This window comes from Pseudomonas sp. CCI1.1 (assembly GCF_034348165.1).
Lineage (GTDB): Bacteria > Pseudomonadota > Gammaproteobacteria > Pseudomonadales > Pseudomonadaceae > Aquipseudomonas > Aquipseudomonas paracarnis.
Map to the genome: position 1 here is coordinate 6,711,598 of NZ_CP133780.1, position 13,569 is coordinate 6,725,166.

Genomic DNA, 13,569 nt, shown 5'->3' on the forward strand with positions numbered 1-13,569 from the left:
TAAAAGAAGTCGGCGTTATTCGCGGGGATGGCGAGGAAGTTTCGTCTTAACTTCAGGTAAACCGAGGCTTGGTCGTAGGAGTTGGATTACAGCTGGAACAGTCTTACAACTTCAACTGCCCAATCGCCTTGCTCAACTCCCCGGCCAACGTCGCCAGTTCATTGCTGGTAGTGGCCGACGCCACGGTCTGATGCACGGTGTTTTCGGTCACATCGCGAATGCTCACCACGGCGCGGTTCATTTCTTCGGCGACATGGCTTTGTTGCTCGGCGGCCACGGCGATCTGGGTGTTGCTTTCGCGCATCTGTGCCACAGCGCCGGTAATTTCAGCCAGCGCGATGCCGGCTTCCTGGGCCTGCTGTACGCAGTCATCTGCCTTGAATGAGCTTTCCTGCATGAAGTCCACCGCGTCGCGGGTGCCGGCTTGCAGCGCCGAGACCATGCGGGTGATTTCGTCGGTGGAGCTTTGCACGCGCTTGGCCAGGTTGCGCACTTCGTCGGCGACCACCGCGAAACCGCGGCCCATTTCCCCGGCGCGGGCGGCTTCGATGGCGGCGTTGAGGGCGAGCAGGTTGGTCTGTTCGGCGATGCTGTGGATCACACTTACCACACCGTTGATTTTCTGGCTGTCTTCGGCCAGTTTCTGGATCATTTCGGCGGTCTGCTGTACGCCGCTGGACAGCCCGGCGATCGAGCGCTGTACCCGGCTGACCACTGCCTGGCCGCTGCCGGCGAGGGTATCGGCGGCCTGAGACAAGTCACGGGTGGCGCCCGCGTGCTGGGCGATGTGGTAGACGGTGGCGGTCATTTCGTTGATGGCGGTGGCAGCCTGGTCGGTTTCGCTTTGCTGGCCCAGCATGCCGTGTTGCACCTCGTTCATGCTGCTGGCCAGGCGAGCGGCGCCGTCGTCCAGTTGCCGGGCGGTGCGTGCCACGGTATTGACCACGCGCTGGTAGCCGGCTTGCATGGCGTTGAAGGCGCTGGCCATCTGGCCGACTTCATCCTTGCAGGCCAACGGCACCCGCGCCGACAGGTCGCCGGTTTTTTCGACGTGCAGCATCACATCCTTGAGGGTGTTGAGTTGGCTGAGCAGGAAGCGGATCAACAACTGCGAGGCACCGAGCATGGCCAGCATCAGCACTGCCACGGCGACGGCGTAGTGGGTGAAGCGTTCACTGAACACTTGGCTCAGGCTCGGCGCGTAGGCCAGGACTGCGACCTGCTGGCCGTCGGCCCGGCTGATCACCTCGGCGCCGATCAGCGGGTTTTCACCGAACAACGGCATGGGGTTGAGTTCAGTCCAGCCGTTGGCAGTGCTCAGGGTGGGTAGATCCTGGGGGGGCTGGCCTTTGGAAAATGCGAGCCAGTGCTCACCCGTGGGCAAGGTTCTGTCGGCTGGCCAGGCGCTGAGCAAGCGTCCTTGGGCCTGGGCCGATGCTTGCGACGCCTGGCTGCGCGCCTGTTGTTCAAGCTGTACCGCGTACAGCACCAGCAGCAGGGTGGTGATGAAGGCGACCGCGTTGACGGCCCAGAATTTGTATTTGAGCGAGATATTGCTAAGCCAGGCACCCATGGAAGGTTTTCTCTGATAGCGGAAACAGTATTGGCAAGGTGCCATTATTGTGCCGCTATTCAGAAAAGCGCTTTTGACATGGGTCAATGCGCCGTATTAATCGATGGCAGGCAAGCCGAAAAAGCGGCGGGCGCAGGCGGTGCTGTGCAACGCCAGATCTTCCATCGTTTCGTTACGGTGCAAGGCCACTTCGCGCAGTACTTCGGGCAGGTACGCCGGCTCATTGCGACCATTTTTCGGCTTGGGGCGCAGGGTGCGTGGTAGCAGGTAGGGCGCATCGCTTTCCAGCATCAGACGGCCTCGGGGAATTTCCCTTACCAGGGGATGCAGGTGGGTGCCACGGCGTTCGTCGCAGATCCAACCCGTGATGCCAATGTGTAAATCCAGGTCCAGGTAGCTGAACAGCGCTGCCTGTTCGCCAGTGAAGCAGTGCACCACGGCGGCTGGCAGGTGGTCGCGGTAGTCCTTGAGGATCTCCAGCAGACGCTGGTTGGCATCGCGCTCATGGAGAAACACCGGAAGTTGCAGTTCGACGGCCAGGGCCAGGTGTTCTTCGAGGACTTTTTCCTGCTGGGGGCGAGGGGAGAAGTCCCGATTGAAATCCAGCCCGCATTCACCCACGGCGCGCACTCGGCTGTCGCCCAGCAAGCCACGCAGACGTTGGGCGCTGTCGCTGTTCCAGTCGCTGGCAGAGTGGGGGTGAATGCCGGCGGTGCTGAACAGGCGCTGGGCGCTTTCGTCGAGTTTTACACACAGTTGCAGGGCCTGTTCGCTGCCCTCGACGCTGGTGCCGGTGAGTACCAATTGCTGCACGCCAGCGGCGTAGGCGCGTTCGAGAACGGCCGTGTGCCTCTCGTCGAAACTGGGGTTGGTCAGGTTGACGCCAATATCAATGAGTTGCATGGTGCTATCTCCGCCTGCGGCCGGAAAGCATATCAGAGCTGTAGATTGATAAGAAAAACCAAGAACTACAATGCGTTAACGCTGTCTTTGAACGTCGCAAGCGACATTGTGGTCGGCCGATTGCCTGCCACCTTGGCGCCGTTGCACGCCTTGCCAGCGCATAAAGCGCTCTGTTTCTGACCCCCAGCACTGCGTAATTCGCACAGGCGCTGGCCAGTTTTCTTTCCGGAGAGCGGATGATCCGACCCTCGGCGTTGCTTATGTTGTGCCTGGCGTTATTGCTGCCCATGACGGCGGTCGCACGTCTGGATGGGCCGCTGCAAGTGGCCAAGCCCGGCAAGGTCCGCGACCTGGCGCAAATTCGCTCCAGCCGCACCCTGCGTGTCTTGGTCAACCAGAGCCGCAACAGTTCCGGTGAAGTGCAGGGCCAGGCCATCGGTGTCGAATACCATCGGTTGCGCGCCTTCGAGCAGTACCTCAACGGCCATGCCCGTGATGGGCAGGCCATCAACCTCAAGATCATCCCCAAGGCCAAGGACCAGTTACTCGGTGCGCTGGCCCGTGGTGAAGGTGACCTGGTGGCGCCCGGTGAGTTGCTGGACGTGAAAGGCGTGCACAAGGTCAGCGCCAGCGCCCCGATTGTCAGCGATGTGCCGTTGTGGCTGGTGGGCGTCAAGGGTGAACGACGGTATACCAAACTGGAGCAACTGTCGGGTCGCACGGTGACGCTGACCACCGGTAGTGCGGCGGTGGACGCTATCAGTCAGGTCAATCAAAAGCTGGCCCTGCACAAGCGCCCACCAGTGAAAGTGGAATGGGTTGACCCGAGCCTGGCGGTGGAAGATGTCCTGGAGATGGTGCAGGCGGGGATTTTTCACCTGACGATCGTGGAAAAACCGATTGCTCAACGCTGGTCGAAAATCCTGCCCAAGTTGCGCTTTGACAAGCAGGTCGTCATCAGCGAGCCAGGCGACGAGTTCTGGTTTGTGCGTCAGGACGCGTCGATGCTGCGTGCCAGCATCGATCGGTTTCTCAAGACCTATCACACGCCTTCCGACCAGGATGTGGCCTTCCAGCGCATCTATCGGCGCCTCTACCAGGTCCGTAACCCATTGGCGCGGGCTGACCGCCAGCGCCTGGAAAAACTGCGCCCGGTTTTGCAAAAACATGCGCGTGAGCAAGGTATGGACTGGCTGAATCTGGCGGCGTTGGCGTTCAAGGAGTCTTCCCTGGACCCAGGCGCACGCAATAGTGGAGGCCCTACCGGCCTGATGCAGATCACGCCGTCGGCGGCGCAGCGGGTGGGGGTCAACAATATCGAGTCGCTCGACAGTAATGTGCAGGCGGGGGCGCGTTACCTGGCGATGATCCGGCGCAAGTTTTTCTCCAGCCCCAAGCTCAATGAGCGCGAGCGCATGGCCTTTATGCTGGCGGCGTACAACATGGGGCCGGAGCGGGTGCAAGGTATGCGCACCGAGGCCAAGCGCCGTGGGCTTAACCCCAATCAGTGGTTCTTCCAGGTTGAACGCATTGCCATGGAGCAGGTAGGGATGGGCGGCGTCAGCTATGTTAATAGCGTCAACAAGTATTATTTGGCGTTCGATCGGGAGCGCGAGTCTCTGGAGCCGCCTGCGGCTAAAGTTGCATCGCGTGAATAATCGATTTTTTAGATGTAAATTAGGCAATATTTCGGCTTTTATCATTGCTTAAACTGATTAATATAGCGGCCAACCAACCCCTACCTGGAAAAGGATTTACCCCCATGAGCCCAATGATTACCCGTGTACTGTCCACTCGCGCCGGTTATGGCCTGACTATTCTGCGTATCTTCGTCGGCATCATCTTCGCTGCCCACGGTTCGCAAAAGCTCTTCGGCTGGTTTGGCGGTGGTGGCCTGGCGGGCACCGCACAATGGATGGAAAGCATCGGCCTGGCGCCGGGCACGCTGATGGCGCTGCTGTCGGGCGGTACCGAGTTCTTCGCCGGCCTGGCCCTGATCATCGGTTTGCTGGTTCGCCCTGCTGCATTGGGCCTGACCTTCCTGACACTGGTGGCGATTTTCTCTGTACACATCCACAACGGGCTGTTCATGGCCAACAACGGTTATGAGTTCGCACTGGCGTTGCTCGGCGGCGCGTTGGCGGTGTTGCTGGAAGGTGCGGGCAAATTGTCTGTCGACCGCGCGATCACTCACTGATCGTTTAGCAAGCTGCACAAAAAGGCCCGCTGATGCGGGCCTTTTCGTTGGTGCGCCAGGCATGGCGCGTTGCGCGCAAGCGCAACCAGCTTGGCTGTGGTGGCCACGCTGGTGACTGGGAGGTGAAAGTCCTCTACACACCCGGCAAGGGGAAGTGTTAGCCAGAGGCAAGGGTGTCGCGGGTGACTGCGAATCTGAAGGAAGCCCGAGGCAAAATGCTGGCCTGACGAACAGGAAGCGGATAGAGGCGGCGCAGCGGGGTAAGAAGGCCAAAATCTTCAAAGCCCAATACTTGCACGGAACGCTGTGACGTAGATCCGACAGGCATAAGCAGGAAGGTCGCGCGAATTACCCTGGGAGATCTGCACGTTTGCCAGTGTGCTACCGAGCGTCGAGAGGCGATGGGATGAGCGTGCAGAAGTCAGCCGAAGCCGTAGTAAGTGGCGAATAACCGCGCCACCAAGGGCCGAACAGGTTATGCCGCCAGTAGGCGTCAGAGTCTCGTTGAATACCGAAATGCAGAAATTTCTCCAAGAGAAGACTGTGACTCCGAGTCCCGGACAGAATCCGAGGATGACGGCTGACAGCGCAAAGGTATCGACGGCATCTGTGACGTGGACGAACGCGGAGCCGGACACGCTGATGGCGCGGGTGCTTGCACCGGCCAACCTCAGACGTGCGTATCAGCGCGTGGTCAGCAACAAGGGCGCGCCGGGTGCCGATGGCATGACGGTCGACGACTTGGCGGACTACGTGAATCAGTATTGGCCGATCCTCCAGAGGAGGTTGCTGGCCGGCGAATACCACCCGCAAGGTGTACGCGCCGTCGACATCCCCAAACCCAAAGGCGGCACCCGACAACTGGGCATTCCCTGCGTCGTGGATCGCCTGATCCAACAGGCACTGCTGCAACAGCTCACGCCGATCTTCGACCCGCTGTTTTCGGATTACAGCTACGGCTTCCGTCCGGGCAGAAGCGCCCACCAAGCCATCGAGACAGCCCGCGCCCATGTGGCGGCAGGGCATCGCTGGTGCGTGGAACTCGATCTTGAGAAATTCTTTGACCGGGTCAACCACGATCTCCTGATGGCGTACGTGGCGCGCCAAATCGTAGATAAACGCGTGCTCAGACTGATCCGGCGGTACCTCCAAGCCGGTGAGATGTCGGGTGGGATCGCCAGCCGACGGCAGGAAGGGACGCCGCAAGGCGGCCCGCTCTCGCCGTTGCTGTCGAACATCCTGCTCAACGAACTCGACCGCGAGCTGGAACGGCGGGGTCATCGCTTCGTGCGTTATGCCGACGATGCGAACATCTATGTGCGCAGCCCTCGTGCTGGCGAACGAGTGATGGCCAGTGTTGAGCGCTTCCTGAATCAGCGCCTGAAACTAACGCTGAATCGGGATAAGAGCCGAGTAGCCGGGTCTTGGATGTGTGATTACTTGGGTTACGGGATGAGCTGGCATCAGCAACCGAGACTGAGAGTGGCGACGATGAGCCTGGGTCGCTTGCGCGACCGGCTCAGAGAGCTGCTACGTAAAGCGCGGGGCCACAAGGTGGCGACTGTCATCGAGCGGATAAACCCCGTGCTGCGCGGATGGGCGGGCTACTTCAAGCTGAGCCAGAGCAGACGGCCACTTGAGGAATTGGACGGCTGGGTGCGTCACAAGCTTCGCTGTATCGTCTGGCGTCAATGGAAGCGGCCCTCTACGAGGGCGCGCAACTTGATACGCTTGGGACTTAATGCGGCGCGGGCGTGGAAATCGGCAGTCAATGGCCGAGGCCCATGGTGGAACTCGGGAGCGCCCCATATGAATCAGGCGTTGCCGAAGAAGCTGTGGGACCGCCTCGGGCTGGTCTCGATACTGGATACGATAAACCGACTTAACCGTATAACCTGAACCGCCGTATACGGAACCGTACGTACGGTGGTGTGAGAGGACGGCGGATGTGAATCCGCCTCCTACTCGATCCCGGGATTCTTGACACTGCCCCACAGGCTTCTCTAGGATGCTGCTCATGCGCCGATTTAAACAGCTAATTGCGGGGCGCCACTGGGTCTCAATGCAGCCCGACAGAAGTACGCTTGCTCACGCAGGGCGTTCCTCGAAATACCGCTAAAGCGCTGGTTCGGTGTTGCCTCTCACCTGCCCGCAGACTTTTGAGGCAGAGACACGACACGATGAATGCACTACGCCCCCTTATACGCCTGGCCCCGATCACCGCGGACCTGACTCAACGCAATCCGAAAATCCTCCTGGGCGGTAAGCACCAGCCGACACTGCTGCGTTATCTGGACGGCTGGCCACGCCGTTCCGGTCGGCCTTCGGCGTTCCTGATCCAGTTTGTGGAAGACGGCGATTCCCTGGCCCGTTTTGCCAGCGACAGTTTCGACCTTGCAGTGATTCAGGCACCGAGTGCCAGCAACGCCCATGAGGTGATCCACCAACTGACGCGCATTGCCCGGCAAGGGCTGATTGCCCGTCGCTGAGCGACTAGTGAAAGGTTGCCAGTGCGAGGAGTCGACGCTTGCGCTGGTACAGGAACAGTAACCCGGCAATCAGGCACAGCAGTAGCGGTAGAGGCACGACCATCAGCCCTTTGAGCTGTCGCTCGAAACGCTGCACCGGGGCATAGGCCTGCGCCTTGAGTGTATGCAACTCGATGGGCAACTGCAGGCGCTCCTTGTTGAGTACCTGCAACTGCGTATTGGTATCCACCGCCTGGGTGATAAGCCGCGTGTGCGCTGGGTTCAACTCGCGCCATGCTTGCTCTGTCTGCTCAAGTCGTCGCTGGAGCTCAAGCGAATTTTTCCGATAAGCCTGTGCGGCTTCGTCGCGCATGTGTTCCAGCCTGTGCAACGGTTGGCGCATGACACGGGATCGAATGCGCTGGAGTGCTTCGGGCGCCGCCAGGTTATCCAATGTGTTCAATACAAACTGCGCGTTGCCGTTGCGTGCATGGCTGACTGTGTCCGCGAGCAAGTCGGTGTCGGCCACGACCACCATCTGGATCAGTTCTGCTTTTTGCAGCCCGGGCGGCTGGCCCTTGAGGCCGTCGGGAAACGCTGAGTAAGCGGGCCCCTCAACGCGCGCAGCGATCACATGGCGCTGCCCTGAAGTCGCCGTTTCATCGATCAGTGAGTCAAATGTCGTCGCCGAGCCAAAGCGTTTCGCGTCCAGCAGGGCCGATTGCCGTGAGCTCAACAGAAGCGGGGTCAACAGTGAACGGCTCTTGGGGGCCAGGGAAAGCGCGCCGCTGCTTGAGACCATCACGGCGTCCAGCCCCCAGGCGCTGACATCCGTTGGAGTCATCGCCTGTGATGGAAGGTGTAGCCTGGCCGGGTGCAGTACCCGGGGCATTCCCGGGCCGGGCGTGGCTGATGAGGCATAGAGATTATCCACCAACAGCTTATCCGCGGGCATTTGGATGCCCCACGCGTTCAGCAGCCCCTCCATTCTGGCGTTCGCTGGCACGGCGTCAGCGCCCATCTCGCTCACGGGGTCGAGGAACATCATCAACTGGGTGCCTTTCAATACCGATTGCTCAATGGCATATAGGGCTCGTTCAGGTAAAGCGTGCGGCTGTACGACTATCAATGTCGCGATGGATGACGGAACCTGGGCGATGTTCGCAGCCAGTTCCACCACGTTGAATTGCTCGCGGATCAACCCCAGCAACTCGCTGGCCGATTTGTCTAACGCCAGTCCCGACAGCAGGCCGATAGTGGCACGCTCAGGCTGCCCCAACTTATAGATCAGGTGGCTGATCTCATATTCAAGTAATGACTCGTGCTCAGGCCGGAACGCTTCGATGCGTTGGGCGCCCTGGCCAGTACGGGTGCCGATAAGGCCAAGGAATCCTTGTGTGTCATCAAGCCCAAACAAGCGGGCTTTGTAGGCATCTTCAGAAAAGGGAGCGGGGTTAATGATATGTAAGTTGATCAGGCCGTTTGCCGCTTTTTCGAACGCCTTGAGCACGTCTTCCACGCGCCGACCATAACGTTCTAATGCCTGGCTTTTTTGCGGCGCATTGAGGGTATTGAAGTAATACAGATCCAGTGGGCTTTCAAGTGACAGTAGCAGTTGCTGCGCCGGGGGCGATAAGGTGTGGATTTTTTCTTCGGAAAAGTCCCAGCGAACAGTGGGCAGTTTGGGTGCCCAGACTAGATTGAATGCCAGAAACAGCAGTGATATGACGAGAAGTGTCATACCCGCACGAAAAGCGGATCCCATCAGTGGTCTTCCTTTTCTCAGCTGTTTTTATAATTGAGTGTGAGGGTGGTCGCAAACAGAAAAGCAACGATCATGCTGATAAAGTACAGGCTGTCCTGCAGTGTGAGCTTGCCGTTATCCATCGCGCTGAAGCGGGCAACGGGATCCAGGGACATCAAACTGTCGATAATCCATATCGGTGCTTGTTGTTCAAGTGCATCCAGTACTGACGAAAGCCCACTGGCGGTCAGCAACAAGCCGAGCGTGAAAAAGAAAATCAGCAGGCGTTGGTTCGCAAGTACACAGATGAAACAACCTACCGAAAGATAACTTCCCGCCAGTAACCAACTGGCCAGGAATTGTGAGGCGATAACGCTATTGTCAGGTGTGCCCAGATAATTCACGGCAATCACCAGCGGGAAGTTAAGCATCAGCGCAATGCCACAGACAGTCCATGCCGCGATGAATTTTCCGATCACCCGTTCCATCGAGGTGACAGGCAAGGCATTCAGGGTGTTGTAAAAGCTGGCGTTGGATTCATCCGACCACAACTGCGTCGATAAAAGGGGGACCAGCAGGAGATAAAGCCAGGGGTGCAGTTCAAAAAAAGCCTGCAAATCACTGCTGTTTCGCTCCATCCATTGGTTGGAATGCAGTCCCAGCGCTGCGCACAGTGCGAGAAAAACCGCCACGCTCAGGTAAGCGCTGGGGGCGCAGGCATAGCTGACGAGTTGTCGTTTGAAAATGACAGGTAGCAGTCTCAAGGTGTTACCTCTTGGCTCAGATGGTGAACGACATCGTTCAGGCGACCCGGCTCCAGATTCATTGAGGTGATGTTCCAGCCGCGATGGGTGATAAGCGCGTTGATCGAGGGAAAGATGGAATGCCCGGGCATGGCCAGTACCGTAACCTTGCCGGGCGCATGCCGGTCTTCTTCGATGCCTGCGACGCCGGGTAATACGGCCAACGCGAGCAAATCCAGCGGGGCGTCTGCCGCGAGGGTGACGGCCTGGAAGTGCCGGGAGCTGCGCTGTAAGTCGGACAGCGAGGCATCGCCCACCAGGCGACCACCGGCGATAACCAAGGCACGGGTGCAGATGTCCGCCAGATCCTGGTAATGGCGGGAGGCGATGATGATGGTCATTTCCTCGCTCAGGGACTGGATGAGTGCCCGGAACTTGAGGCGTTGATCAGGGCAGAGCCCTTCTGTGGGTTCGTCCAGCAGCAGCAGGCTTGGGGAATGCAGGAGCGCCTGGGCCATTGCCACTCTGCGCTTCAAACCAAGGGAAAGGACGTTGATGGGGCAGTCGAGCACGGGCAGCAGTTCCAGTCGTGCGGCTACCTGCGCCACCTGGCTGCGTTTTTCCATCCCGCTCAAGCCGCGAATGGCGGCAATGAAATTGAGCATGTTTTTGACGGGCATCGTGTGATGGTCGAGGCCGTTTTGGAGCTGATAGCCAATGACCTTTTTGGCTTGAATTGAGTGGGTATGGGTATTGAAGCCTTGAATATTGATGTGCCCGGCCGTCGGCTTGATCGTCCCGGCGATCAGGCTCAACAGTGTTGTTTTTCCCGCCCCACTCTCTCCCAGCAAGCCCACACACTCCTGGCGCTGGGCACAGAAGGACAAGTTGCTGATTACGCGTGTTTTGCCCAGGTGTTTTGTGAGGTTGCTTATCTCGATCATGGTTTTACCGAATAAGTTTTGCAGGGCGTGTGAGAGAGGCCGGCGGTATGGAAAAGTGCTTTAAAAAGGGTACGTTCAATATGAAGACTTGGGAACGCGAAGTGTGATTAATAAGAAGAATCCTACGTTCGGCCCGATAATCCGCTGAAACAATTGTTTTGTTTTGAATACTTATTAATGTCCAGATGTTTATCTGATCCTGAATTCATAGAATAAGCGCAACGCTTGAAACGAGAGGCAGAGAGCCAGCCACCGGTAGAATCCAGGCTCTCACACCGAAGGATTCAAGCGCAGATGACTACGCATTACCGGCAGCTGACTCAGGGACAACGTTACCAGATTGAGGCTGGCTTGAGCGCCGCAGAGAGCCAGGCGAGCATTGCAAAGCGGGTCGGCGTGCATCCCTCGACGATCAGTCGCGAGGTTCGCCGCAACAGCACCCAGAATATCTACAAGGCTGTTTCTGCGGCCCATGAAAGTGATGCTCGTCGAGCGGGTGCGCGCAAGTTTTGCAAGCCGGCGACATGGCTCAGCCATCATCTCCCGGTGTGGCTCAAGCATGGCATGAGTCCGGAGCAGATCGCCCAGCGGTTGAAGCAGGAGCAGCCAAGCCGGGCGGTCAGCCATGAGTGGATTTATCGGTTCATTGCCGCCGAACAGCGCGCCGGTGGTGAGCTTTATACCTATCTGCGACATCGCCGAAAGCGCTACCGGAAACGCTATGGAAGCCACGATCGGCGCGGGCAGCTGCGTAATCGCGTGTCAATCAGTGAACGCCCAGCCGAGGTCGAAAGCCGCGAGCGCCTGGGGGACTGGGAGGGCGATACGGTACATGGACTGGGCGGTAACCTGGTGACCCTGGTTGATCGCAAAAGCGGCTATCTGAGCGCCTATCCGGTCAAGCGCAGAACGCGCCGGCAGGTAACGCGGGCGATCAATCTGATGCTTCAGGGCCATGCCGCTCACACGCTGACGCTGGATAACGGAAGGGAGTTTGCCGGGCATGAACGCATCGCGCTACGGAGCCAGTGCCAGGTCTTTTTTGCAGACCCCTATTCATCCTGGCAACGTGGCACCAATGAAAACACCAACGGTCTGCTCCGCCAGTATTTCCCCAAGGGCAGCGACTTCAGCAAGCTGACCGTCGAAGCCGTCAATCGGACAGTAGCGAGGATCAATCTACGCCCGCGCAAGCGCTTGGGCTGGAAGACGCCGTACGAAGTGCATACAGGGGTGAGCGTTGCACTTATGTGTTGAATTCAGGGATGTTTATATAAAGTTTTCTCCTTTGTAACGAGGCCAGATTGCCATGATGCTTCTACGTACTCTTGTTCTTGAGCGCAACGATGAAGGGACGCCCGTTAACGGCGCCTTGTTGTGCGGGTTTGCTGTGACGCAAACGGCGTCCAACTTTCTGGTGTATAGCCTGGATGAGGAGGCAGAACCCGGCCACTCCAGGGTCTATATCGCGGCACTGCGTAAAAAGATTGACCGGTATTTCCTGGGAGGCGTTGACTCCAAAGAGGACCTGCAATTAGCCATGCAAGTCTTCAAACAGATCCTGACGATGGCAGCGGCAGCCGGCTCGAAGACAACGCCGATTGCCGAACCCCAGGTGCCCTTTCATTTCGTTGATTTGAAAGGCTGCCGGTTGCCGCCTGCCAGGCCAGAGGATCATCACTCGGTGATCATCAAGAAAGCTTTGGTCATGAAGGTCATCACCTTGGGCATGTCGGCCCCGGCGTTGCCTGCGATCGAAAGCAGCGCAGTGATCGTGCCGTCCATTCGCTTCTCGTCGCAAATGGTTGCGCCGCCGCGAAATCCGCGCTCAGCCACGACTGCGCCGCAACCTATGGATGAAGGCACCCTTGAAGAACCGGCGCGGTCGCTGGTCGCGATACCGCAGGAGCAGGTTGAGCCCAGTGCGTCGTCTGTTCCTGTTGAACAAGATGACAGTCACTTTGAGTCAGACAACCTACGGTTGGCGCCACCCGAGCCTGAGCCTGAGCCCGAACCCTTGGACCCGCCTGCCCAGTTGGACCATACCTCTTTGCTCGAAATGGACAGCGCGCTGAGCAATCTGGCCAAAGTCGCCCAGGAACTGACGCAAAAAAAATGCGCGGTCCTAGAGAAGGAGCAAATGCTTGAACAGTGGCAGGCGCGATTGCAACAGCAGCAGAGCCAGTTGGAAGAAAAAGGCCGTGAACTTGAGCAGCGCCATACCTATTTGCAGGAGCAGGGACTGGAGGTCAGCCAGAAGGCCGAAAAGCTGGCGATGATGATGTTGCAGTTGTCGGGTATGCGCCAGCGTATGCAAGGCACGTTGCTTGAATTGGACCAAGTGCTGGAGGGGCATGGGTGAGGTAATGGGGCGCCGGCCTGGATACTTTCCAGGGTTCATTTATCATCAGTCCCAGCCGGCCGCTGCCTGGGCATGATGCCCTGGCATAACGGCACCATTGGACATTGCCTGGGGATGCAAGCGTTTGAGTACCAAGCTGATTACCAAAGAAGGTCATGAAGCGCTGAAAAAAGAGCTGGATTACCTGTGGCGAGAGAAACGCCCGGATACCACACGCAAAGTGACCTGGGCCGCCTCCCTGGGAGATCGCAGTGAAAATGCGGATTACCAGTACAACAAGAAGCTGTTGCGGGAGATCGACCGACGGGTGCGTTACCTGCGCAAACGCCTGGAAGACATGCGGGTGGTGGAGTACATGCCCGAGCAGGAAGGAAAGGTATTTTTCGGTGCATGGGTCGAAATCGAAAACGAACAGGGCGAGACCAAGCGTTTTCGCATCGTCGGTTATGACGAGATCTACGATCGCATGGATTACATCTCCATCGACTCACCCATGGCACGGGCCCTGCTGCGCAAGGAGGTGGACGACGAGGCAATCGTACAGACCCCCGGCGGAGAGGTGTGCTGGTGGATCACCAAGATCGAATATGTGAAGACCGCCTGATGGCACGTACCCTTGGCTGGGGGCGTGCCAT

At 58.4% G+C, this 13,569-nt stretch carries 12 protein-coding genes; 7 read left to right on the forward strand and 5 right to left on the reverse strand.

The window, feature by feature from the left end:
• Positions 1 to 103 precede the first annotated feature (103 nt).
• Together RHM69_RS30685 and RHM69_RS30690 are read right to left on the reverse strand one after the other, a co-directional pair.
• Positions 104 to 1,573 (reverse strand): methyl-accepting chemotaxis protein, encoded by a 1,470-nt coding sequence (locus RHM69_RS30685; protein ID WP_102667032.1) that lies wholly within the window; start codon positions 1,571 to 1,573, stop codon positions 104 to 106.
• A gap of 96 nt (positions 1,574 to 1,669) precedes the next feature.
• Complete coding sequence (locus RHM69_RS30690) at positions 1,670 to 2,476, reverse strand: TatD family hydrolase (protein ID WP_103451857.1); 807 nt, start codon at positions 2,474 to 2,476, stop codon at positions 1,670 to 1,672.
• Between the two features lie 236 nt (positions 2,477 to 2,712).
• On the opposite strand from RHM69_RS30690, the gene RHM69_RS30695 reads away from it, so the two are divergent.
• The 4 genes from RHM69_RS30695 (at position 2,713) to RHM69_RS30710 (ending at position 7,162) form a co-directional block, all read left to right on the forward strand.
• The gene (locus RHM69_RS30695) at positions 2,713 to 4,134 is read left to right on the forward strand and encodes a transglycosylase SLT domain-containing protein (protein ID WP_032904985.1); all 1,422 of its coding nucleotides are present in this window, start codon (positions 2,713 to 2,715) and stop codon (positions 4,132 to 4,134) included.
• 104 nt (positions 4,135 to 4,238) lie between these two features.
• A complete protein-coding gene (locus RHM69_RS30700; RefSeq protein WP_003189852.1) occupies positions 4,239 to 4,673 on the forward strand; it encodes a DoxX family protein in 435 nt (144 codons plus the stop codon).
• A 477-nt stretch (positions 4,674 to 5,150) separates the two neighbouring features.
• A complete protein-coding gene (ltrA, locus tag RHM69_RS30705; protein ID WP_011805433.1) occupies positions 5,151 to 6,572 on the forward strand; it encodes a group II intron reverse transcriptase/maturase in 1,422 nt (473 codons plus the stop codon).
• Between the two features lie 281 nt (positions 6,573 to 6,853).
• The gene (locus RHM69_RS30710) at positions 6,854 to 7,162 is read left to right on the forward strand and encodes a hypothetical protein (RefSeq protein WP_003189853.1); all 309 of its coding nucleotides are present in this window, start codon (positions 6,854 to 6,856) and stop codon (positions 7,160 to 7,162) included.
• Between the two features lie 4 nt (positions 7,163 to 7,166).
• On the opposite strand, the gene RHM69_RS30715 is transcribed toward RHM69_RS30710, so the two are convergent.
• From RHM69_RS30715 to RHM69_RS30725, 3 genes are read right to left on the reverse strand one after another with little or no spacing between them, the layout of a single operon-like run.
• Positions 7,167 to 8,906 (reverse strand): Gldg family protein, encoded by a 1,740-nt coding sequence (locus RHM69_RS30715; protein ID WP_102667034.1) that lies wholly within the window; start codon positions 8,904 to 8,906, stop codon positions 7,167 to 7,169.
• Positions 8,907 to 8,923: 17 nt separating this feature from the next.
• Positions 8,924 to 9,649 (reverse strand): ABC transporter permease, encoded by a 726-nt coding sequence (locus RHM69_RS30720; RefSeq protein ID WP_014717653.1) that lies wholly within the window; start codon positions 9,647 to 9,649, stop codon positions 8,924 to 8,926.
• Positions 9,646 to 10,572 (reverse strand): ABC transporter ATP-binding protein, encoded by a 927-nt coding sequence (locus RHM69_RS30725; protein WP_102667035.1) that lies wholly within the window; start codon positions 10,570 to 10,572, stop codon positions 9,646 to 9,648. Before RHM69_RS30725 ends, RHM69_RS30720 begins: the two co-directional genes overlap by 4 nt.
• Before the next feature lie 294 nt (positions 10,573 to 10,866).
• Here RHM69_RS30725 and RHM69_RS30730 point away from each other — a divergent pair, with 294 nt between their 5' ends.
• The 3 genes from RHM69_RS30730 (at position 10,867) to greB (ending at position 13,538) form a co-directional block, all read left to right on the forward strand.
• On the forward strand, positions 10,867 to 11,829 hold the full coding sequence (locus tag RHM69_RS30730; RefSeq protein ID WP_004577240.1) for an IS30-like element ISPpu17 family transposase: 963 nt from the start codon (positions 10,867 to 10,869) through the stop codon (positions 11,827 to 11,829).
• Between the two features lie 52 nt (positions 11,830 to 11,881).
• A complete protein-coding gene (locus tag RHM69_RS30735; RefSeq protein WP_014717655.1) occupies positions 11,882 to 12,934 on the forward strand; it encodes a hypothetical protein in 1,053 nt (350 codons plus the stop codon).
• A gap of 124 nt (positions 12,935 to 13,058) precedes the next feature.
• Positions 13,059 to 13,538 carry a transcription elongation factor GreB gene (gene greB / locus RHM69_RS30740; protein ID WP_014717656.1) on the forward strand — a complete coding sequence of 160 codons (480 nt, stop codon included), beginning with the start codon at positions 13,059 to 13,061 and terminating at the stop codon, positions 13,536 to 13,538.
• Positions 13,539 to 13,569: the final 31 nt, after the last annotated feature.